We start from the raw sequence: 18591 nt of genomic DNA on the forward strand, positions 1-18591 counted from the left end.
TCGATCCACTGCCTACCTCCCTGCGGAATCTACATCTGGGGACTTTTCCTCGGCCAAACCTCCACATACGCGCGCGACCAGCGCTGACCACCGACGATCCGTCGCCCCTCTCACGCGCGGCGGCGACGAACCGTACGCTGATCCCGTGCCTCTCCCGACCTTGCGCGCCGTCCTCGCCTCGGACGCCGTCCGCGCCGCCAAGCCCGAGGTCCTGTCCGGTGCGGACCGGCTCGACCGCCCTGTGCGCTGGGTCCACGTGAGCGAGGTGCGCGAGGTGACCGGGCTGCTCACCGGCGGCGAGCTGCTGCTCTCGACCGGGCTGGCGATGCGCGGCGGCGGCAAGGACGCCGCGGCGTACGTGGCCGATCTCGTCGAGGCCGGTGCAACCGGTCTGATCGTCGAGGTCGGCGACTCGTTCCCGGAGGTCCCCCTCGCCGCGCTTCGCGTGGCTCGCGAGCGCCGCTTCCCCGTGATCGCCCTGCGGCGCAAGACCCGCTTCGTCGAGATCACCGAGCAGGTGCACCGCGCGATCGTCGCCGAGCAGTACGAGCGGGTCGACTTCGCGCGACGGGTGCACGAGCGGTTCACCGCACTCAGCCTCGAAGGCGCCGGCGCGCAGGCGATCGTCGAGGCGACCGCCGAGCTCGCCGGATCCTCCGTCGTCCTGGAGGACCTCTCCCGGCACGTCGTCGCGTACGCGGCCGTCGGCCGGCCAGCCAGCGGTCTGCTCAAGGACTGGGAGAAGCGCTCCCGCCTCGTTGCTCCCACCGGGACCGCGGGGCTGACCGGACCTGAGGGATGGATGGTGACGCCGGTCGGGCTCCAGCAGCGCTGGGGCAGGCTCGTCGTCGTCAACCCCGCGTCCGACCAGGCACGTCTGGCGATGGTCCTCGAACGCGCCGCGCAGGCGCTCGAGCTCGGCCGGATGGCGGAGAGCGACAGGTTCGGGATCGCCCACCAGGCGCAGGGCGGCTTCCTCTCCGAGCTGGCCGACGGTCGCATCCGCGACGACGCCGAAGCCGATGCCCGAGCGCGCTCACTCGGGCTGCCGCCCGCCGCCCCGTACGTCGCGCTCGTGGTGCGATCGGCGCCCCGCGGCACGAGCCCGACCGACCCCGTCGCCGTCCACCGCCGCGCCCGCGGACTCCTCGAGCGCGTCGCCCAGGCGGCACGCACCGTACGGGTCCCCGTCCTCCTCGGCTCGCTCGGCCCGGCCGAGGTCGCCGTCCTCCTCGCCGCCGGCGGCCGCCCCGAAGACACCGCGCTGGAGGCGTTCGCCGATGCGTTGCACGCGCAGGTCCTGCGCCAACCCGACCTCGACGCCGTCGCCGTAGGCGCAGGCGAGCCGGCCGCCACTCTCCTCACCGCCGGCGCGAGCCTGCGGCACGCCCGGCACGTCGCCGAGGTCGCGCACGCGCTCCCGCCCGGCCGTCGGCGCCCGTTCTTCCGCGCCCGTGACGTCCGCCTCCGGGGTCTCGTCGCCCTGCTGCACGACGACCCTCGGGTGCAGGCCTTCGCGGAGTCCGAGCTCGACCACCTGCTCGTCCACGAGGCCACGCACGACGACGGCATGCTCGCCCTGCTCCGCCAGTACCTCGCCGTCGGTGGCAACAAGACCGAGCTCGCCCGGGTCAGCCACCGCAGCCGCCCCGCGCTCTACAAGCGTCTCCACCGGCTCGAGCAGATCCTCGAGGTCGACCTCGACGACCCCGACTCCCGGCTGGCGCTCGGCGTCGCGCTGATGGTGCACGACCAGCGCCGCTGACTAAAGGACTGCGCATGGGCCGCAGCCTCCCGTAGCCGCTCCTGCTGGGGCTCGTCGCTCCGTTTCGATGAGAACGGCAGACGGTCCGACCGGCGACAGGACGTCACGGCGGACCTCGCCGCGGTGACACACCGGCTGTTGTCCGCGCCCGGATGTCGTGCTGGAATCGCCGCATGACCGCACCGCGCGCCTTCGATCCCCGCAGCATCCCCGCCGGCCAGTACGTCGCAGGGCGCTTCCTCGACGGCTCCGGACCCGAGGACGTCGTGGTCACGAACCCGGCGACCGGCGAGGTGGTCCGGAGCTTCGCGTCGGCGACGCAGTCCGACGTCGACGACGCCGTGTCGGCGGCCGAGCAGGCGTATCCCGAGTGGTCCGGCGCGACGCCGGGTGAGCGCAGCGCGGCGATGCACGCCCTGGCGGCCCGCCTGGAGGAGATCGCGAGCGAGCTCGCCGCCGCCGAGACCCTCCAGACCGGCAAGTCGATCCGGATGTCGACGGAGTTCGACGTGCCCGGGACCATCGACAACACCGCCTTCTTCGCCGGCGCAGCGCGCAACCTCGAAGGCAAGGCCACCGGTCGCTACTCCCCCGACCATGCGTCGTCGATCCGCCGTGAGTCGCTCGGCGTCGTCGGCTCGATCGCCCCTTGGAACTACCCGCTCCAGATGGCGGCCTGGAAAGTCCTCCCCGCCATCGCCGCGGGAAACACGATCGTGCTCAAGCCCGCCGAGATCACGCCGTTCACCTCCCTGATGTTCGCCCGCGCGGCAACCGAGGCAGGGATCCCGGACGGCGTCTTCAACGTGGTCAACGGTCCCGGCCGGTCGACGGGCACCGCACTCGTCGGCCACCCCGACGTCCGGATGGTCTCGTTCACCGGCTCCACCGCGGTCGGCAAGCAGATCGCGACGACCGCTGCGGCCTCGGTCAAGCGCGTCCACCTCGAGCTCGGCGGCAAGGCGCCGTTCGTGGTCTTCGACGACGCCGACCTCGAGGCCGCCGTCAGAGGCGCCGTCGCCGGCTCGCTCATCAACGGCGGTCAAGACTGCACGGCGGCTACCCGGGCGTACGTGCACGCGAGCCGCTTCGACGACTTCGTGAACGGGGTGGCGGAGCTGATGCGCAAGGTCGTGATCGGCGATCCGACCGATCCTGCGACCGACCTCGGGGCGCTCAGCTCGGCGGCGCACCGCGACAAGGTGGCCGCGAAGGTCGAGCGCGCCCGCGCCGCCGGCGCCGACGTGGTGTGCGGCGGCAGCGCGCCCGACCGCCCGGGCTTCTACTACGAGCCGACGTTGCTGACCGGGCTCCCGCAGGACGCGGAGGCCGTCCAGAACGAGATCTTCGGCCCCGTCCTGGTCGCGCTCCCCTTCGACTCCGACGACGAGGCGATCCGACTGGCGAACGACACTCCGTACGGGCTCGCCGCGTCGGCGTGGACCCGCGACGTCTATCGCGCGCAGCGGGCGGCGGCCGAGATCCAGGCAGGCTGCGTGTGGATCAACGACCACATCTCGATCGTGTCCGAGATGCCGCACGGCGGCTATAAGCAGTCCGGCTACGGCAAGGACATGAGCACCTACTCGTTCGACGAGTACACCCAGGCCAAGCACGTGATGCAGGACCTCACCGGCGAGCCGCGCAAGGGGTGGCACAGCACGGTCCTCACCGCATGACCTCTGACAGGAAAGTCGGCCCTTCCGAAGATAGATAGATAATCTACGGGTATCATCCCGTAGCATGAGCCCGTGGATCCCATGCCTCCCATCGACCGGAACGACGTCCGCTTCCAGGTCGGGATGCAGCTGCGCGAGCTGCTCCGCCTCGCCCCGTCGGTCCATGCACGCCTCGCCTCCGACATCGGCATCGGCATCACGGACGCCCAGGCGCTCGACCACGCAATGGCGGCACTCCCGGACCCGATGGGTGTCGGCGACCTCGCCCACAACCTCGGCATCCGCTCGGCCTCTGCGACGGTGGCCGTCGACCGCCTGGTCTCGTCGGGCCACATGGAGCGTGCCGCCCATCCGACGGACAAGCGCCGGACGAGCCTGGTCCCGACCGACTCGGCGTACACCGACGCCGCACGCGCGGCCGCTCCGCTCATCACGGCCATCCGTTCCCTCACCGGAGAGCTCGACGACGAGGTCGCGGACCAGATCCACGTCTTCCTCGCCGAGGCGATCGACCTGCTGCGCGGCTTCGCCGACCACGACGACACAGAAGAGTCGCTCGGGGACCCATCCTCGAGCGCCTGAGCGACGAACCACCTGCATGGGACGACGCAGGGGGGTCCGATGAGGCGCCGCGCGGCGGTGATCGGTGCGGGGGTGTCCGGCCTGACGGCCGCGTACCTGCTCCAACGTGCCTACGACGTCACGGTGTACGAGGCCGACGACCGTCTGGGGGGCCACGCCCACACGCACGACCTGCTCGACGCGCACGGCCGTACGGTCGGCGTCGACAGCGGCTTCATCGTGCACAACGAGCAGACCTACCCGCACCTCGTCCGGCTCTTCCATGAGCTCGGCGTCGCGACCCAGGCCTCCGAGATGAGCATGTCCGTCCGCTGCGACGGCTGCGGTCTGGAGTACGCAGGGGCACGAGGCCTGCCGGGCCTGCTCCCGACAGCGGGGCACCTGGCCCGCGGCGCGTACCTGCGGATGCTTGCCGACATCCCACGCTTCCACCGTGCCGCGCGCGCCCACCTCGACGACGGCGCCGACACCGGGCTCACGCTCGGCGCCTTCCTCGACCGCCACCGCTTCAGCGCCTACGCCCGTCAGCACTTCGTGGTCCCGCTCGTCTCCGCGGTGTGGTCGTGCGACGCCGAGACCGCCGCCGCCTATCCCGCCCGCTACCTCTTCCAGTTCCTCGCCCACCACGGGATGCTCTCCGTCTCCGGCTCACCGCCGTGGCGGACGGTCGTCGGCGGGTCGGCGCGATACGTCGAGCGGCTCTCGAAGGGGCTGACCGCCACCCACACGTCCCTGCCCGTACGGGCGGTGGCGCGCGTGCACGACGGCGTCCTCGTCCACGACGCCGACGGCGACCACCGCCGTTTCGACGTCGCGGTCGTCGCGACGCACGCCGACGACGCGCTCCGCCTGCTCGCCGATCCGACGCCGGACCAGGTCGCCGCGCTCGGCCCGTGGCGCTACTCGCGCAACGCGACCGTGCTCCATACCGACACCCGGGTGATGCCGCGGCACCCGCGCGCCGCTGCGTCCTGGAACTACCGGATGCCTGCCTGCGACGCCCGGTCGTCGGCGGTCCGCGTCAGCTACGACATGAACCGCCTCCAGCGGCTCGATCCTGAGCCCCGATGGTTCGTCACGCTCAACGACGACGGCGGCGCGGTCGCAGAGGACCGCGTCCTCGCTCGGATGGACTACGCACACCCGGTCTTCACCCCGGAGTCCGTCGGGACTCAGCCGATGCTGCCCACGCTGAACGACGGCGTGCTCGCCTTCGCCGGCGCCTACCACGGCTGGGGCTTCCACGAGGACGGCTGCCGCTCGGGAGTGCAGGCCGCCGAGAGCCTGGGGGTGCGGTGGTGACGGCGCGCTACGACGTCGTGGTCCGACACCAGCGGCACGGGCCCGTCCGGTACGCGCTCCGCTCGCGGCAGGCGTACTGGCTCGTCGACCTCGACGAGGTGCCACGGCTGCCACGTGGGCTGCGCTGGCTGACCGGCTTCCACAGCGCCGACCACCTCGGCGACTCCGCGCGCACGATCCGCGAGAACCTCGACTCCTGGCTCGCAGAGTCCGGTGTTCCTCGGCCCGCTCGGGTGAGGATGCTGGCGCAGCCGCGCATGCTCGGCCACTCGTTCGACCCGCTGACGGTGTTCTGGTGCCACGGGGCCGACGACGCGGTCAGCCACGTCGTCGCCGAGGTGCGCAACACCTACGGCGGTCGCCACTGCTATCTGCTCCAGCCCGACGCCGACGGCCGCGCCGAGACCGACAAGGCGTTCTACGTCTCCCCGTTCAACCCGGTCGAAGGCCGGTATGCGCTGCGCGTCCCCGAGCCCGACGACGCACTGATCGTCGTCATCACGCTCGACCGGCCGGGCCACCCGCCGTTCACCGCGACCATGACAGGCACTCGCAGCGCTAACGCGTCGCTCTGGCGTGCTCCGCTGCGACCGTGGCGCACCCGCGGCGTGAGCGCCGCGATCCGGTGGCACGGCATCCGCCTCTATCTCAAGGGCCTGCGCCCGTTCCCTCGAGGAGGACACGCATGACCACACTGCGACTCGCCCCGACCCACCACCTCGGCGGCGCCGAGGTCGACATCGATCCCGCGCGATGGCCGTACGTCGCCGAGGTCCCGCGGAGCCGCCTGCGCGCCGTTGCGGCCCGCGTGGTCGTCGCGGGTGCCGCGCGACGGCTCCCGCTTCGGCTGCGCTGGCCCGACGGGACGGTACGAGGCGCAGGCGGGCCGGACGATCCCGAGCTCCGGCTCGTCCGGCCTGACGCCTTCCACGAGCGGCTCGGCTCCCGCGGGCTGATCGGGTTCGGGGAGTCGTACATGGCGGGCGACTGGGAGGCCGACGACCTCGCCGGAGTCCTCACGGTGCTCGCGGAGCATGCGGCGACGCTCGTCCCGCGTCCGCTCCAACGCCTGCGACGGTTCGCGGTGCCTCGCCGGCCCCGCGGCGACGCCAACACGCGTGACGGGTCGCGCGCGAACATCGCGCACCACTACGACCTGTCGAACGACCTCTTCCGCACCTTCCTCGACCCGACCCTCAGCTACTCCGCGGCCCTCTTCCCGGAGGAGCCCGCGCTCCACGCGCTCGGCGAGCCTGTCGATCTCGGCTCCGAGACGCTCGCCGACGCGCAGCGCCACAAGGTCGGCCGGGCGCTCGACCTCGCCGGAGCCGGACCGGGCACGCGGCTCCTCGAGATCGGCACCGGGTGGGGCGAGCTCGCGCTCGAGGCGGCCGACCGCGGCGCCGAGGTCACGACGATCACGCTGTCGCAGGAGCAGGCGACGCTCGCGCGCAGGCGCCTCCTGGACGCCGGGCTCGGCGACCGCGTGCGGGTGCTGCTGCAGGACTACCGCGACACCCAGGGCAGCTACGACGCGATCGCCAGCGTCGAGATGATCGAGGCCGTCGGCGCGGAGCACTGGGACGAGTACTTCGCGACCCTCTCGCGCCTGCTCGCGCCCGGCGGGCGGGTCGGGCTCCAGGCGATCACGATGCCGCACGACCGAATGCTCGCCAGCCGTGACACCGGCACGTGGGTGCTCACCTACATCTTCCCGGGCGGCGCCCTCCCGTCGAAAGAGGTCGTCGCGGAGTGCACCGAGGCGGCGGGGCTGCGCATCGACTCGGCGTTCTCGATGGGCTTGCACTACGCCGAGACGCTGCGCCGCTGGCGTGCCCGCTTCGAGGCACGCGCCGACGACGTGGCGGCGCTCGGGTTCGATGCGGTGTTCCGGCGGATGTGGTCGTTCTACCTCGCCTACTCCGAGGCCGGCTTCCGCTCCGGCTATCTCGACGTCGTCCAGTACGGCCTGGTGAAGCCGGCCGACGATCCCCAGGAAGGTCCGACCGCATGAGCGAGACCACCCCGTACGGGGCCGCGCACCGGCTCCTCGACCTCGTCACCCCCTTTCTCGGCGCCTCACCGCCCGTCCGGGTCCGGGCGTGGGACGGGAGCACGGCGGGGCCGTCCGACGCGCCGCTGCTGGACGTCCGTTCGCGCCGTGCCTTGCGGCATCTCCTCTGGTCTCCGGGCGAGCTCGGGCTCGCGCGGGCTTACATCGCGGGCGACCTCGACGTCCCGGGCGGGGCCGACGCGCTCGCCGACGGCCTGCGGACGGTGTGGGACAGCGTCGCCGAACGTCCCGCGCCCACGCGGCCGGGCTGGCGCACGTGGGTGGGCGCCTTCCCGGCCGCGCTGCGCCTGGGCGCCTTCGGCCTCAGACCACGTCCGCCGGCCGGCGAGATCCGGCTGGACGGCGAACGCCACACCCGCCGCCGCGACGCCGACGTGATCGCCGCCCACTACGACCTGTCGAACGCGTTCTACGCGTTGTTCCTCGACCCGACGATGGCGTACTCGAGCGCCTCCTACCGCGCCGACGACGTCACCCTGGAGCAGGCGCAGACCGCCAAGCTCGATCTGATCTGCGACAAGCTCGGGCTCACTGAGGGACAGACGTTGCTCGACGTCGGGTGCGGCTGGGGCTCGCTGGCGCTGCACGCGGCCGAGCACCGCGGTGCCCGGGGCGTCGGCATCACGCTGTCCGCGCAGCAGCACGCGTACGTCACGGAGCAGGCACAGCGGCGCGGCCTCGCCGACCTCGTCGAGGTTCGGCGCCAGGACTACCGGGCGCTCGACGCCCTCGACCGTACGGCGGACGGGCGCGGCTTCGACGCCGTGGCCTCGATCGAGATGGGCGAGCACGTCGGCGAGGAGAACTATGCGACATACCTCTCCGTCCTGCGCCACCACGTCCGGCCGGGCGGCCGGGTGCTCGTCCAGCAGATGTCGCGCCGCGCCGGCTCAGCACCGGGTGGAGGGCCCTTCATCGAGACCTACATCGCGCCCGACATGCACATGCGACCGCTGCCGGAGACACTCGCGTACGTCGAGCGGGCAGGATTCGAGATCCTCGACGTCGAGGCGATGCGTGAGGACTACGTCCGTACGGTCGCCGACTGGCAGGCGGCGTACGAGAAGCGCTTCGACGAGGCGGTCGCGCTCGTCGGCGAGGAGCAGGCCCGGATGTGGCGGCTCTATCTCGTCGGCGGCGGACTCGCCTTCGCGCAGGGCCGGATGGGGGTCGACCAGGTGCTCGTCACGAGGTCCGCCGCATGACGTCCCACCTCGACAGCGCCTTCTGGGGCGCGCTGCCGTGGACCGCGCTCGGCGTCGTCGCGGTCCTCGCCGTCACGTACCTCGCGTCGAAGGTCGCCGGCAAGCACGCCGTCATCGACGTGGCGTGGGGGCTGCTGTTCTGCGCGGTCGCGGTGGTCGCGTTCGTCGCCTCGGCGGGGCACGGCGACGATGCGCGCCGCTGGCTCCTCCTCGTGCTGGTGCTTGTGTGGGGTCTGCGGCTCGCGGTCCACATCGGCCGGCGCAGCCGCGGGGCCGGTGAGGATCCGCGCTACGAGGAGTTCCTGCGCGACCGAGGCGAGCTCGGCATCGTCGCCGTCGTGTACGGCTTGCAGGGTGTGCTCGCGTGGGTGATCTCGGCGCCCGTCCAGGTCGGGATGTTCCTCGACGCCCCGCTCGGCGCACTGGCGTACGCGGGTGTCGTGGTCTGGGGCATCGGGATGGTCTTCGAGGCGGTCGGCGACTGGCAGCTCGACCGCTACAAGGCCCAGCCGAAGGATGCGCGCCCGCCGGTGATGGACCGCGGCCTGTGGGCCTGGACGCGGCACCCGAACTACTTCGGCGACGCCTGCGTGTGGGTCGGGCTGTTCCTCGTGACGGCCGACCGCTGGCCGGGCGCGCTGACCGTCTTCGCGCCGGCGCTCATGGTCTACCTGCTGGCGTTCGGGTCCGGCAAGAGGGTGCTCGAGCGCCGGATGTCGCAGCGCCCCGCCTACCGCGACTACATGCGCCGCACTTCCGGCTTCCTCCCTCTCCCGCCGAAGCGCTGACGGGGCCTCACGGCAGGGCGGCGAGTGCGGCGCGGACGAGGGTGTCGTCGCGGTGGCGCAGCACGAGCGCGACCGCCCGCTCCCCACGGACCGCGAGGGCAGCGGCACGGTCAGCGCCGGGCGAGCTCACCGTGGGTGCGCCGAGCGCCGCCACGAGAGCCGCCACCGCATCGGCGTCGAGAGCCACGGCGCCGGTCACGTCACCCGCCGTGACCTCGACGCTCGTACGGTCACGCTCCGCACGCGCGGCTGCCTGAGCCCGTACGGCCTCCACGAGCGCATCGCGGTCGGCCTCGCGCGACGCCCGTACGTCGAGGACCGCCGTCACGGTCGCGGCGGCGACGCCGGCGGCGGGCACGTCCGTACGCAGCTCGCCGAACGTGGCTCTGGCCTCGTGCAGCCGCGCCTGCTTGGCCGCCGCGAGCACCGTCATCGCGGCTGTGAGAAGTGGGTCGGCGCGCACGCCCATCGGAGCCTCGTACGGCACCGGGGTGCCCGTAAAGGTGAACGTCCAGCGCCCGCGCGGCCACGCCGCCCCCACCGTCGCGGCGTCGACGCCCTCCGGCAGCACGCACGCCAGGTCGTCGACGACCTCGACGAACGTCCCACCCTCGGTACGCCACAAAGCCCACCCCGGACCGGACTCCACCACCGACGCCTCCATGCGCGCCATCCTGCCCTGCCGGTGCAGGGACCGCCGCGGCCCGCAGGCGATACTGGACGCCATGCGCATCACGCGGGACGAGGCCGATGCCGTCGAGGAGTCCGACCTCTCGGCGCGTGACAAGGCCGAGAAGCTCATCGAGTTCGCCACGTCCGACGAGTACGAGCTCGTCGACGACGTCAACCCGCGTTCGCTGCTCGTCGCGGCCTCGGAGTACCTCGGCTACGCCGGCGCGTTCGACCGCCAGGAGGAGGTCCTCGCGATGGCCGACGCCGCCGCCGGCGTCTCCGCGATCCACCCCGACGTCGTGCGCGTGGGCGCCGCGCTGAGCCGCGGCCTCGACCCCGCGCCGTACGCCGACCGCTACCGCAAGTCCGGCCACATCACTCCGCTGTCGGCCCACTACATGGGCGACCTGTACGACGAGGCCGGCGAGCCGCTGGCGGCCGAGCGCTGGCTCAACATCGGCATCCGTGCGCTCGAGCACCTCGACCCCGACATGGTCGACACCGGCACGTGGGACCTGCTGCTGATCTCGCGGCGCAACCTTCGCGCCCGGCTCGGCAGGCCGATGGACGGGTACGACGAGGAGGCGGAGGCGGCCGACGCCCACTTCGCGATCGACAGCGACGACCTCGGGGCCTGACGTGGAGCTCCGCGAGGTCGTACGACGCCGGCGGATGGTCCGCTCGTACGACTCCCGCCCGGTGCCTCGCGAGGTCGTCGACCGGATGCTGGAGCATGCGACCCGTGCACCGAGCGCCGGCTTCAGCCAGGGCTGGGCGTTCCTCGTGCTCGACACCCCGGAGGACGTCGCGCGGTTCTGGTCGGCGACGACCCCGCCGGAGCGCGCTGCCTCGCCGTCGCGGTGGCTGCGCGGCATGCGCACGGCCCCCGTCGTGATCGTGCCGCTCGCGCACAAGGAGGCCTACCTCGACCGGTACGCCGAGGCCGACAAGGGCTGGACCGACCGCGACGAGTCGCGATGGGCTGCCCCGTACTGGTACGTCGACACCGGCATGGCCTCGCTCCTCGTCCTCCTCACCGCCGTCGACGAGGGGCTCGGCGCCTGCTTCTTCGGCATCCCGCCGGCGCGTACCGCCGAGCTCCGGGCCGTCTTCGGCGTCCCCGACGGGTACGACCCGGTGGGCGCGATCACCGTCGGGTACCGCGCGGAGGACGACGTCGAGGGCTCCCGTGCACGTGGTCGCCGCCCCCTGTCGGAGGTGGTCCACCGCGGCCGGTGGGGGCAGGACAGGACCTAAGACCCTGGTCTGTGAGCAAGATCACGAGTAGCCTCGCCGCATGCTGGTCGCCGAGGAACTCACCCTGCTCGCGCTCGATCCCGAGAGCGGGAGGATGCGCGCGAATCCATCCGCCGTCGAGCAGGCGCTCGCCGGCGCACTGCTGCTCGACCTCGCTCAGGCCGGCCCTCTGAGCCTCGACTCCGACGGCGTGATCCAGCTCGTCAGCACCGGCCCCAGCCACCCCGTCCTCGGGAGCGGCTTGTCGCGACTCACCGGCCAGATCCCGCTCAAGGTGCGCGACGCGATCCACGTCCTCGCCCCGGGCCTGTCCGAGACCGTCCTCGACACGATGGCCGTGCGGGGGCTGGTCCGCCGCGACGAGCACCGCACGCTCGTCCTCAAGATCCTGGTGCGCTGGCACATGACCGCCCCGGCGATGGCGGACGCGGCGCGCGCCGACCTCACGAGCATCCTGGCCACGTCCTCGGGCACGCCTGCGTCGGCCTCGGACCCGGTGCTCGGTCCGCGCGAGGCGGCGCTGCTCACCGTGCTCGGAGGCGCCGACCTCCTCGCGCTCGCCGAGACCTCGCGCAATCCGGCCTCGGCAGCACGGATGCGGGAGTGGTGCGCCGATGTGGCGTACGGGCGCAACTGCCTCCACAGCGTCCCCGACAACGTGCTGGCCTTCCAGCGCGCGGTGCACGCCGCTCTCGCCACGTCGGCCACCGCCTCGAGCCACGGCGCCCCGCCGGCCCCGTCCGCGCCGGAGACCGCCTCCGTCTGAGTCCTCCGGCTCTCTGACCCCTGTCTCTGGCCCTAGCGTTCGGGCCGCGCTCCTCGCGACGACGCCACCGGGTACGGCCGCGGCCCGCAGACGTCGCAGCCCGCCTGCTGCTCGACCGGGATCGCGTGCGTGCTCGGGCGGTCGCGGATCATCGCGAACGCCAGCGCCGCACCTGCGATGAGCAGCCCGACGCACACGAGCATCGCCTGGTCGAACCCGTCGTCGAAGAGCACCGGGTCCGACAGCGCTCCCCCGACGATCCCGACCAGCGGCGGCAGCGCCGCGACGGCGAGCAGCTGCGCCGTCCGCGCGACCGCGTTGTTGACTCCCGACGCGGTGCCGGCGAGGTGGTCCGGAGCGGCCGCGAGCACGGCGGTGGTCAGCGGCGACACCAGGATCGTCAGGCCGATGCCGAACACGACCACCCCGGGGAGGACGTCGACGAGGTACGACGCGTCGTCCCCGATGCGCAGCATGAGCAGCAGGCCGACGGCCGCGACGAGCGGCCCGACCGTCATCGGGAGCCGCGGGCCGATCCGCGTCCCGAGACGTCCCGCCGCCGGCGAGAAGAGCAGCATGAGGACGGTCACCGGCAGCGTCGCGGCACCGGCGGCCAGCGGCGAGTAGCCCGCGACGACCTGCAGCTGCACCACGAGGAAGAAGAAGACGGCGCCCAGTGCCGCATACACGGCGAACGTCACGAGGTTGGCCCCCGCGAACACGCGGTCGGCGAACAGCCCGAGCGGCACGAGCGGGTTCGCGCTGCGGTGCTCTTGCGCGACGAAGAGCAGCAGCACCACAAGCCCTGCCACCGCGATCCACGTGGTCGAGTCGATGAGCCCGTATGTGAGCGCCGCCAGACCGCCCGCGGTGAGCACCACGCCGAGGACGTCGAAGCGCGCGGGCGCGTCGGGGTCTCGGCTCTCCGGCACGTGACGCCCGCAGATCCACACGATCGCGACCGCGAACGGGAGGTTGAGGAGGAACACCGCGCGCCAGCTCACCGCCTCGACGAGCCATCCGCCCAGCAGCGGGCCGAGCGCGGTCGCCACTCCGCCGAGCCCGGACCAGGCGCCGATCGCCGCGCCGCGGTCGTCGGGGTCGAACGACGCCGAGATGAGGGCGAGGCTGCCGGGCGTGAGCAGCGCGCCGCCGACTCCTTGGAGGAGGCGCGCCGCGATCAGCATCTCGACGTTCGGCGCGATCCCGCACAGCAGCGACGCCAGCGCGAACCAGATCACCCCGATCACGAAGACGCGGCGCCTCCCCCACCGGTCGCCGAGCGCGCCACCGAGCAGGATCAGTGAGGCGAGCGCGAGGGTGTAGCCGTTGACCACCCACTGCAGACCACCGACGTCGGCGTCCAGGTCCTCGCCGATCGTCGGCAGCGCGACGTTGACGACTGTCCCGTCGAGCATCGCCATGCTCGATCCGAGCACGGTCGCGAGCAGCAGCCAACGCCCCGGCGCGGTGCGAAGACGAACGACGGCATCCACCTCGTCACCGTACGCACGCTTGTGGCCCCATGGGTAAGGATGGAGCCCATGACGGTACGCACGCCCGATCCCAATCCCGGTTGGCTCTCCGAGGACGACCTCGACGAGGCGCGCAAGCGCGTCCCGATGCTGTACGTCGAGGCGGTCCCGGTCCGCATGGACCCCGACGGTCTCGTCGCCGAGATCGGACTGCTGCTGCGCGGCGCCCAGCACACCGGCACGATCGCGCGCTCGTTCGTCAGCGGCCGCGTGATGCACGGCGAGCGGGTCCGCGACGCGCTCATGCGCCACCTCGAGAAGGACCTCGGTCCCACCGCGTTCCCGGTGCTGCCGGTGAGCACGGTCCCGTTCGCGGTCACCGAGTACTTCCCCTACCCGGGCGCCTCGCAGTTCTCCGACCCGCGTCAGCACGCGGTCGCGCTGGCGTATGTCGTGCCGGTCTCAGGCGAGTGCCACCCGCGTCAGGACGCGCTGGAGATCACCTGGTTCACCCCCGCGGAGGCCGCGACCGACGCCGTTGCCGCCGAGATGGAGGGCGGACGCGGCGCGCTCCTGCGCCAGGCGCTCGGCTACCTGGGGCTGCTGGGCGGCTGACCGCCGGTCGAGCCTGTCGAGACCCGCCCACGCCCCCGCCGGTCGAGCCTGTCGAGACCCGCCCACGCCCCCGCCGGTCGAGCCTGTCGAGACCCGCCCACGCCCCCGCCGGTCGAGCCTGTCGAGACCCGCCCACGCCCCGCCGGTCGAGCCTGTCGAGACCCACCCCGCCGCCGGTCGAGGCCTGTCGAGACCTCAGTGCACGACCTTCAGGCCGACGACCCCTCCGATGATCATCGCGAGGAAGAGGACGCGCAACGCTGAGACGGGCTCGGCGCCCGTCACCATCGCGTACGCCACGGTCAACGAGGCACCGATGCCCACCCACACGGCGTACGCGGTCCCGGTCGGGAGGCTGCGCATCGCGTAGGCGAGACCGACCATGCTGAGCACGACGGTGATGCCGAAGACGACGGTGGGGACGACTCGGGTGAGGCCGTCGGAGCGTCCGAGCGCGGTGGCCCAGACGGCTTCGAGGATGCCGGAGATGATGAGGACGAGCCATGACATGGCGAGCTCCTTGATCGCGGACGAGTCGGTCGCGACGTCTTCGCTTCACCGGGTACGTCACCCTCGTCCGGGGCCTCACGGCCGCCCCCACCCTACGCGAGCAGCACACGCCGTACGATTTCCATATCGTGAGATCGGAGTCTCAACATATGGATGCGCCTGCAGCCGCGCCGTCCCGGATCACGGCACGCCACTGGCTGATGCTCGGCGTCGCCACCTTCGCCCAGGCGGCGGGCGCCTGCTTCGCTCACGGCGTCGCGTTCCTCATCCCCGCACTCCAGGACCGCGAACATTCGCTCACCACCGCCGGGGCCGTCGCCGCGATGCCGCTTGTCGGGACGATGCTCACGCTGGTCGCGTGGGGCGCGATCGCCGACCGGTACGGGGAGCGCGTCGTCCTCGTCGGCGGCACCCTCGGCACCGCGGCGGCAGGTGCGGTCGCGGTCGTCGTCGCCGATCGCCTCGTCCCGCTGTGCCTGGCGCTCCTCGTCGCCGGGATGCTCGCGGCGAGCACCTCGGCGGCATCGGGTCGCGTGGTCGCGGGGTGGTTCCCCGCGCACCGCCGTGGCCTCGCAATGGGGATCCGTCAGATGGCGCAGCCGCTCGGTGTCGGGCTCGCTGCCGCGACAATGGCTCCGCTCGCGGCCGGCGCCGGGCTCGGCGCTGCCTTGTGGGTCCCCGTCGCCGCCGCCGCGATCGCGGGCGTCGCGTGCGCCACGGCCGTCACCGACCCGCCCCGTCCGAGCCGTGCGACCGCCCAGGCGTCCGGCCACCTCAGCCACCCGTACACGAGCCCGTATCTCCCCCGCATCCACCTCGCCTCGATGCTGCTGGTCGTCCCCCAGTTCACGGTCTGGACGTTCGCGCTCGTCTGGCTCGTCGGCGACCTCGGCTGGTCACCGGGCGCGGCGGGCGGCCTGGTCGCCGCGACCCAGCTCCTCGGCGCACTGGGCCGGATCGGCGCCGGACAGGTCTCCGACCTCGTCGCCAGCCGCCTGCGTCCGATGCGCTGGGTCGCGGTCGCGGCTGCCGTCACGATGGCAGGGCTGGCGGTGACCGACCGGCTCGGCTGGGATGCCGTCGCCGTCGCGCTGCTGGTCGTCGCGACGGTGGTGACGGTCGCCGACAACGGGCTCGCGTTCACGGCCATCGCCGAGCGGGCCGGCCCGTACTGGTCGGGTCGTGCGCTCGGCGTCCAGAACACCGGCCAGTACCTCGCGGCGGCCGCCGTACCTCCGGTCCTCGGAGCCGTGGCGACAGCGGCCGGGTTCCCCGTGATGTTCGCCCTGGTCGCACTGTTCCCGGTCGTCGCGGCACCGCTCGTACCGGCCAAAGAGGAGCGCCCGCTCACGTGACCCGACCCGCCAGGGAGACACAAGATGTTACCGACGGGTAGTGTTTGGATAGCCTCACCCGTAGGAGCGCCATCACCTCGGGCTAAAGTTCGCTTGACTGGAGATCTCTCGGCAGGAGAAGAGCATGCAGGTCGTCGCGATCATCGTGTCGCTGGCCATCACCGCCGTCGCCGTCGCGCTCGCCGCCAAGGCGGTCACGCAGATGGTGCGCGTCGTACGGATGGGTGGGCCCACGCCTGGCACGCGCACCGACGACAAGGGCGCGCGCTGGAAGAACATGTTGGTCGAGACCATCGGCCACACCCGGATGCTCCAGTGGCACTGGATCGGCATCATGCACTGGTTCGTGTTCGCGGGCTTCATCCTGCTGAGCTCGATGGTCGCCGCGGCCTACTTCCAGGTCTTCGACGCCCACGCCGTGCTTCCGATCATCGGGCACTGGGTCGTCTACCAGTGGGTCGCCGACCTGTTCTCCTGGCTGACGCTGATCGGCATCCTCTACCTGATCTTCGTCCGGCAGCGCAACAAGCCCAACGCGCTCGGACGCAAGTCGCGCTTCTTCGGCTCGACGTTCTGGCAGGCGTACTTCGTCGAGGCCGTGATCCTTGCCGTGGTGGTCTGCGGCTTCCTGCTGCGCGGCCTCGAGTACGCGCTGTTCTCGCACGACGCCCCCTCCGACGCGACGTTCGTGCAATTCCCCGGCACATTCTGGCTCGGCGAGATCTTCTCCGGCATGTCGGCCAGCGCCCTCGAGACGACCATCTACGCCGTCGCGATGGTCAAGATCGTCATCTCGATGACCTGGCTCATCACGATCTCGCTCAACATCACGATGGGCGTCGCCTGGCACCGTTTCACCGCGTGGTTCAACATCTGGTTCAAGCGCGAGTCCTCGGGCCGTACGGCACTGGGCGCGCTGCAGCCGATCTACATCAAGGGCGAGCCGCTCGACCTCGAGAAGATGGAGGACCTCGAGGAGGAGGACTTCAACAAGCTCGGCGTCGGCGCGGTCGAGGACTTCTCCTGGAAGGGCATCCTCGACTTCACGACGTGCACCGAGTGTGGCCGCTGCCAGAGCCAGTGCCCCGCCTGGAACACCGACAAGCCGCTGTCGCCCAAGCTGCTCATGATGGGCCTGCGCGAGCACGCGTACGCGAAGTCCCCGTACGTCCTCGCCGGCGAGGACGGCCGTGAGGGTCTGCCCGAGGAGGTCCTCAAGGAGGGCGAGCGCCCCCTGATCGGCGACGAGTCGATGTACGGCGTGATCGACCCCGACGTCCTGTGGTCCTGCACCAACTGCGGCGCGTGCGTCCAGCAGTGCCCGGTCGACATCGAGCACGTCGACCACATCGTCGACATGCGCCGCTACCAGGTGCTCGTCGAGTCCAACTTCCCCAACGAGCTCAACAACATCTTCAAGGGCCTCGAGCGCAAGGGGAACCCCTGGGGCATGTCGCCCAAGAACCGCATGGACTGGGCGAAGGACCTCGACTTCGAGGTGAAGCAGGTCGGTGTCGACGTGGAGGATCTCGACGAGGTCGACTGGCTGTTCTGGGTCGGCTGCGCTGGCGCATACGAGGACCGCGCCAAGAAGACGACGCAGGCGGTCGCCGAGCTGCTCGACACCGCAGGCGTGACCTTCGCGGTGCTCGGCGACGGCGAGACCTGCACCGGTGACCCGGCGCGCCGGGCGGGCAACGAGATCGTCTTCGCCCAGCTCGCCATGCAGAACGCCGAGGTCTTCAAGGAGACCAAGGTCAAGAAGGTCGTCTCGACCTGTGCGCACTGCTTCAACACGCTCAAGAACGAGTACGCCGAGTTCGGCGTCGAGCTCGAGGTCGTCCACCACACGCAGCTGCTCAACCGCCTCGTGCGCGAGGGCAGGCTGACTCCGGTGGCGCCGACCGCGGGCGCCGTGGGCGGCAAGACGATCACCTACCACGACCCGTGCTTCCTCGGACGCCACAACCAGGTGTACGAGGCGCCGCGCGAGCTGCTCAGCGTCATCCCGAACGCCGAGTTCAAGGAGATGCCGCGCAACTCCGAGCGCTCGTTCTGCTGCGGTGCCGGCGGCGCCCGGATGTGGATGGAGGAGACGCTCGGCGAGCGCATCAACCTCAACCGCACCCAGGAGGCCATCAACACTGGGGCCGACCAGATCGCGGTCGGTTGCCCATTCTGCCGGGTGATGCTCGCCGACGGCCTGACGGCCAAGCAGGCCGACGGTGACGCCCGCGAGGAGGTCGAGGTCCTCGACGTCGCGCAACTGTTGCTCGCCGGCGTCAAGCGCGGCTCGGATGCCGCAGCGGCGACCGAGCCCGGCCCGGACGCGACTGCCGCCGATGCCGGGATGGCCGCGACCGCGACCGCGGTGCTGGAGCGCCCCGAGGGGCGGGGTGAGGAGCTCGACGCGCCCCAGGCCGGCACGGCTGCCGAGAACGCGGCGATCGCCGAGGAGTCCAACGTCCACGTCGACGACGAGGGCCACGGTCACCCGAAGGCCTGATCTCCTTCACGGCCCGCGCAACGCGTGCACGAACGATGAG

The 18591-nt window shown here is 71.9% G+C and carries 17 protein-coding genes and 1 riboswitch; of the genes, 14 read left to right on the forward strand and 3 right to left on the reverse strand.

Features of this window, described 5'->3' with window-relative positions; all coding sequences use genetic code 11:
- Positions 1-145 precede the first annotated feature (145 nt).
- The 8 genes from HCT63_RS15405 (at position 146) to HCT63_RS15440 (ending at position 9395) form a co-directional block, all read left to right on the forward strand.
- The gene (locus HCT63_RS15405) at positions 146-1765 is read left to right on the forward strand and encodes a PucR family transcriptional regulator ligand-binding domain-containing protein (RefSeq protein WP_167006628.1); all 1620 of its coding nucleotides are present in this window, start codon (positions 146-148) and stop codon (positions 1763-1765) included.
- 173 nt (positions 1766-1938) lie between these two features.
- Positions 1939-3444: a gamma-aminobutyraldehyde dehydrogenase gene (locus HCT63_RS15410; protein WP_167006665.1), complete on the forward strand. Its 1506-nt coding sequence runs from the start codon at positions 1939-1941 to the stop codon at positions 3442-3444.
- Positions 3445-3525: 81 nt separating this feature from the next.
- Complete coding sequence (locus HCT63_RS15415) at positions 3526-4026, forward strand: MarR family transcriptional regulator (protein ID WP_243843080.1); 501 nt, start codon at positions 3526-3528, stop codon at positions 4024-4026.
- Between the two features lie 39 nt (positions 4027-4065).
- A complete protein-coding gene (locus tag HCT63_RS15420) occupies positions 4066-5328 on the forward strand; it encodes an FAD-dependent oxidoreductase (RefSeq protein WP_167006671.1) in 1263 nt (420 codons plus the stop codon).
- Positions 5325-6017, forward strand: coding sequence for a DUF1365 domain-containing protein (locus tag HCT63_RS15425; RefSeq protein ID WP_208322458.1), 693 nt, complete (start codon positions 5325-5327; stop codon positions 6015-6017). Before HCT63_RS15420 ends, HCT63_RS15425 begins: the two co-directional genes overlap by 4 nt.
- The gene (locus HCT63_RS15430) at positions 6014-7342 is read left to right on the forward strand and encodes a cyclopropane-fatty-acyl-phospholipid synthase family protein (protein WP_167006677.1); all 1329 of its coding nucleotides are present in this window, start codon (positions 6014-6016) and stop codon (positions 7340-7342) included. Before HCT63_RS15425 ends, HCT63_RS15430 begins: the two co-directional genes overlap by 4 nt.
- A complete protein-coding gene (locus HCT63_RS15435; protein ID WP_167006680.1) occupies positions 7339-8607 on the forward strand; it encodes a cyclopropane-fatty-acyl-phospholipid synthase family protein in 1269 nt (422 codons plus the stop codon). Before HCT63_RS15430 ends, HCT63_RS15435 begins: the two co-directional genes overlap by 4 nt.
- The gene (locus HCT63_RS15440) at positions 8604-9395 is read left to right on the forward strand and encodes a DUF1295 domain-containing protein (RefSeq protein ID WP_167006683.1); all 792 of its coding nucleotides are present in this window, start codon (positions 8604-8606) and stop codon (positions 9393-9395) included. Before HCT63_RS15435 ends, HCT63_RS15440 begins: the two co-directional genes overlap by 4 nt.
- A 7-nt stretch (positions 9396-9402) precedes the next feature.
- On the opposite strand, the gene HCT63_RS15445 is transcribed toward HCT63_RS15440, so the two are convergent.
- A complete protein-coding gene (locus HCT63_RS15445; protein ID WP_167006686.1) occupies positions 9403-10059 on the reverse strand; it encodes a hypothetical protein in 657 nt (218 codons plus the stop codon).
- Positions 10060-10120: 61 nt separating this feature from the next.
- On the opposite strand from HCT63_RS15445, the gene HCT63_RS15450 reads away from it, so the two are divergent.
- The 3 genes from HCT63_RS15450 to HCT63_RS15460 are packed head-to-tail and all read left to right on the forward strand — an operon-like array spanning position 10121 to position 12090.
- On the forward strand, positions 10121-10705 hold the full coding sequence (locus tag HCT63_RS15450) for a hypothetical protein (RefSeq protein WP_167006689.1): 585 nt from the start codon (positions 10121-10123) through the stop codon (positions 10703-10705).
- 1 nt (position 10706) lies between these two features.
- The gene (locus HCT63_RS15455; RefSeq protein ID WP_167006692.1) at positions 10707-11324 is read left to right on the forward strand and encodes a nitroreductase family protein; all 618 of its coding nucleotides are present in this window, start codon (positions 10707-10709) and stop codon (positions 11322-11324) included.
- Positions 11325-11364: 40 nt separating this feature from the next.
- Positions 11365-12090: a GPP34 family phosphoprotein gene (locus HCT63_RS15460; protein ID WP_167006694.1), complete on the forward strand. Its 726-nt coding sequence runs from the start codon at positions 11365-11367 to the stop codon at positions 12088-12090.
- Positions 12091-12122: 32 nt separating this feature from the next.
- Here the strand turns inward: HCT63_RS15460 and HCT63_RS15465 are convergent, their stop codons facing one another.
- Positions 12123-13586: an MFS transporter gene (locus HCT63_RS15465; RefSeq protein ID WP_243843058.1), complete on the reverse strand. Its 1464-nt coding sequence runs from the start codon at positions 13584-13586 to the stop codon at positions 12123-12125.
- Positions 13587-13634: 48 nt separating this feature from the next.
- On the opposite strand from HCT63_RS15465, the gene HCT63_RS15470 reads away from it, so the two are divergent.
- Entirely contained in the window at positions 13635-14180 is a 546-nt protein-coding gene (locus tag HCT63_RS15470; RefSeq protein WP_167006696.1) for a DUF4916 domain-containing protein, read from the forward strand.
- A 195-nt stretch (positions 14181-14375) separates the two neighbouring features.
- Here HCT63_RS15470 and HCT63_RS15475 read toward each other — a convergent pair whose 3' ends face one another.
- On the reverse strand, positions 14376-14690 hold the full coding sequence (locus tag HCT63_RS15475; protein ID WP_167006698.1) for a multidrug efflux SMR transporter: 315 nt from the start codon (positions 14688-14690) through the stop codon (positions 14376-14378).
- A 28-nt stretch (positions 14691-14718) separates the two neighbouring features.
- Positions 14719-14778, reverse strand: a riboswitch (guanidine-III (ykkC-III) riboswitch).
- Between the two features lie 61 nt (positions 14779-14839).
- Between HCT63_RS15475 and HCT63_RS15480 the strand changes: the two genes are divergently transcribed.
- Both HCT63_RS15480 and HCT63_RS15485 read left to right on the forward strand, forming a co-directional pair.
- Positions 14840-16045 carry an MFS transporter gene (locus tag HCT63_RS15480; protein ID WP_182397113.1) on the forward strand — a complete coding sequence of 402 codons (1206 nt, stop codon included), beginning with the start codon at positions 14840-14842 and terminating at the stop codon, positions 16043-16045.
- Positions 16046-16169: 124 nt separating this feature from the next.
- The gene (locus HCT63_RS15485; protein WP_167006700.1) at positions 16170-18551 is read left to right on the forward strand and encodes a (Fe-S)-binding protein; all 2382 of its coding nucleotides are present in this window, start codon (positions 16170-16172) and stop codon (positions 18549-18551) included.
- The last annotated feature ends 40 nt before the right edge of the window (positions 18552-18591 follow it).

Origin of the sequence: Mumia sp. ZJ430 (assembly GCF_011751845.1) — a bacterium.
In the GTDB taxonomy this organism is placed as follows: Bacteria; Actinomycetota; Actinomycetes; order Propionibacteriales; family Nocardioidaceae; genus Mumia.

Bases quoted from the DNA above. Each gene is read 5' to 3' on its own strand.
- HCT63_RS15410 (WP_167006665.1), top strand. From the start codon at position 1,939: ATGACCGCACCGCGCGCCTTCGATCCCCGCAGCATCCCCGCCGGCCAG.
- HCT63_RS15415 (WP_243843080.1), top strand. From the start codon at position 3,526: ATGCCTCCCATCGACCGGAACGACGTCCGCTTCCAGGTCGGGATGCAG.
- HCT63_RS15420 (WP_167006671.1), top strand. From the start codon at position 4,066: ATGAGGCGCCGCGCGGCGGTGATCGGTGCGGGGGTGTCCGGCCTGACG.
- HCT63_RS15430 (WP_167006677.1), top strand. From the start codon at position 6,014: ATGACCACACTGCGACTCGCCCCGACCCACCACCTCGGCGGCGCCGAG.
- HCT63_RS15435 (WP_167006680.1), top strand. From the start codon at position 7,339: ATGAGCGAGACCACCCCGTACGGGGCCGCGCACCGGCTCCTCGACCTC.
- HCT63_RS15440 (WP_167006683.1), top strand. From the start codon at position 8,604: ATGACGTCCCACCTCGACAGCGCCTTCTGGGGCGCGCTGCCGTGGACC.
- HCT63_RS15445 (WP_167006686.1), bottom strand. From the start codon at position 10,059: ATGGAGGCGTCGGTGGTGGAGTCCGGTCCGGGGTGGGCTTTGTGGCGT.
- HCT63_RS15450 (WP_167006689.1), top strand. From the start codon at position 10,121: ATGCGCATCACGCGGGACGAGGCCGATGCCGTCGAGGAGTCCGACCTC.
- HCT63_RS15460 (WP_167006694.1), top strand. From the start codon at position 11,365: ATGCTGGTCGCCGAGGAACTCACCCTGCTCGCGCTCGATCCCGAGAGC.
- HCT63_RS15470 (WP_167006696.1), top strand. From the start codon at position 13,635: ATGACGGTACGCACGCCCGATCCCAATCCCGGTTGGCTCTCCGAGGAC.
- HCT63_RS15475 (WP_167006698.1), bottom strand. From the start codon at position 14,690: ATGTCATGGCTCGTCCTCATCATCTCCGGCATCCTCGAAGCCGTCTGG.
- HCT63_RS15480 (WP_182397113.1), top strand. From the start codon at position 14,840: ATGGATGCGCCTGCAGCCGCGCCGTCCCGGATCACGGCACGCCACTGG.
- HCT63_RS15485 (WP_167006700.1), top strand. From the start codon at position 16,170: ATGCAGGTCGTCGCGATCATCGTGTCGCTGGCCATCACCGCCGTCGCC.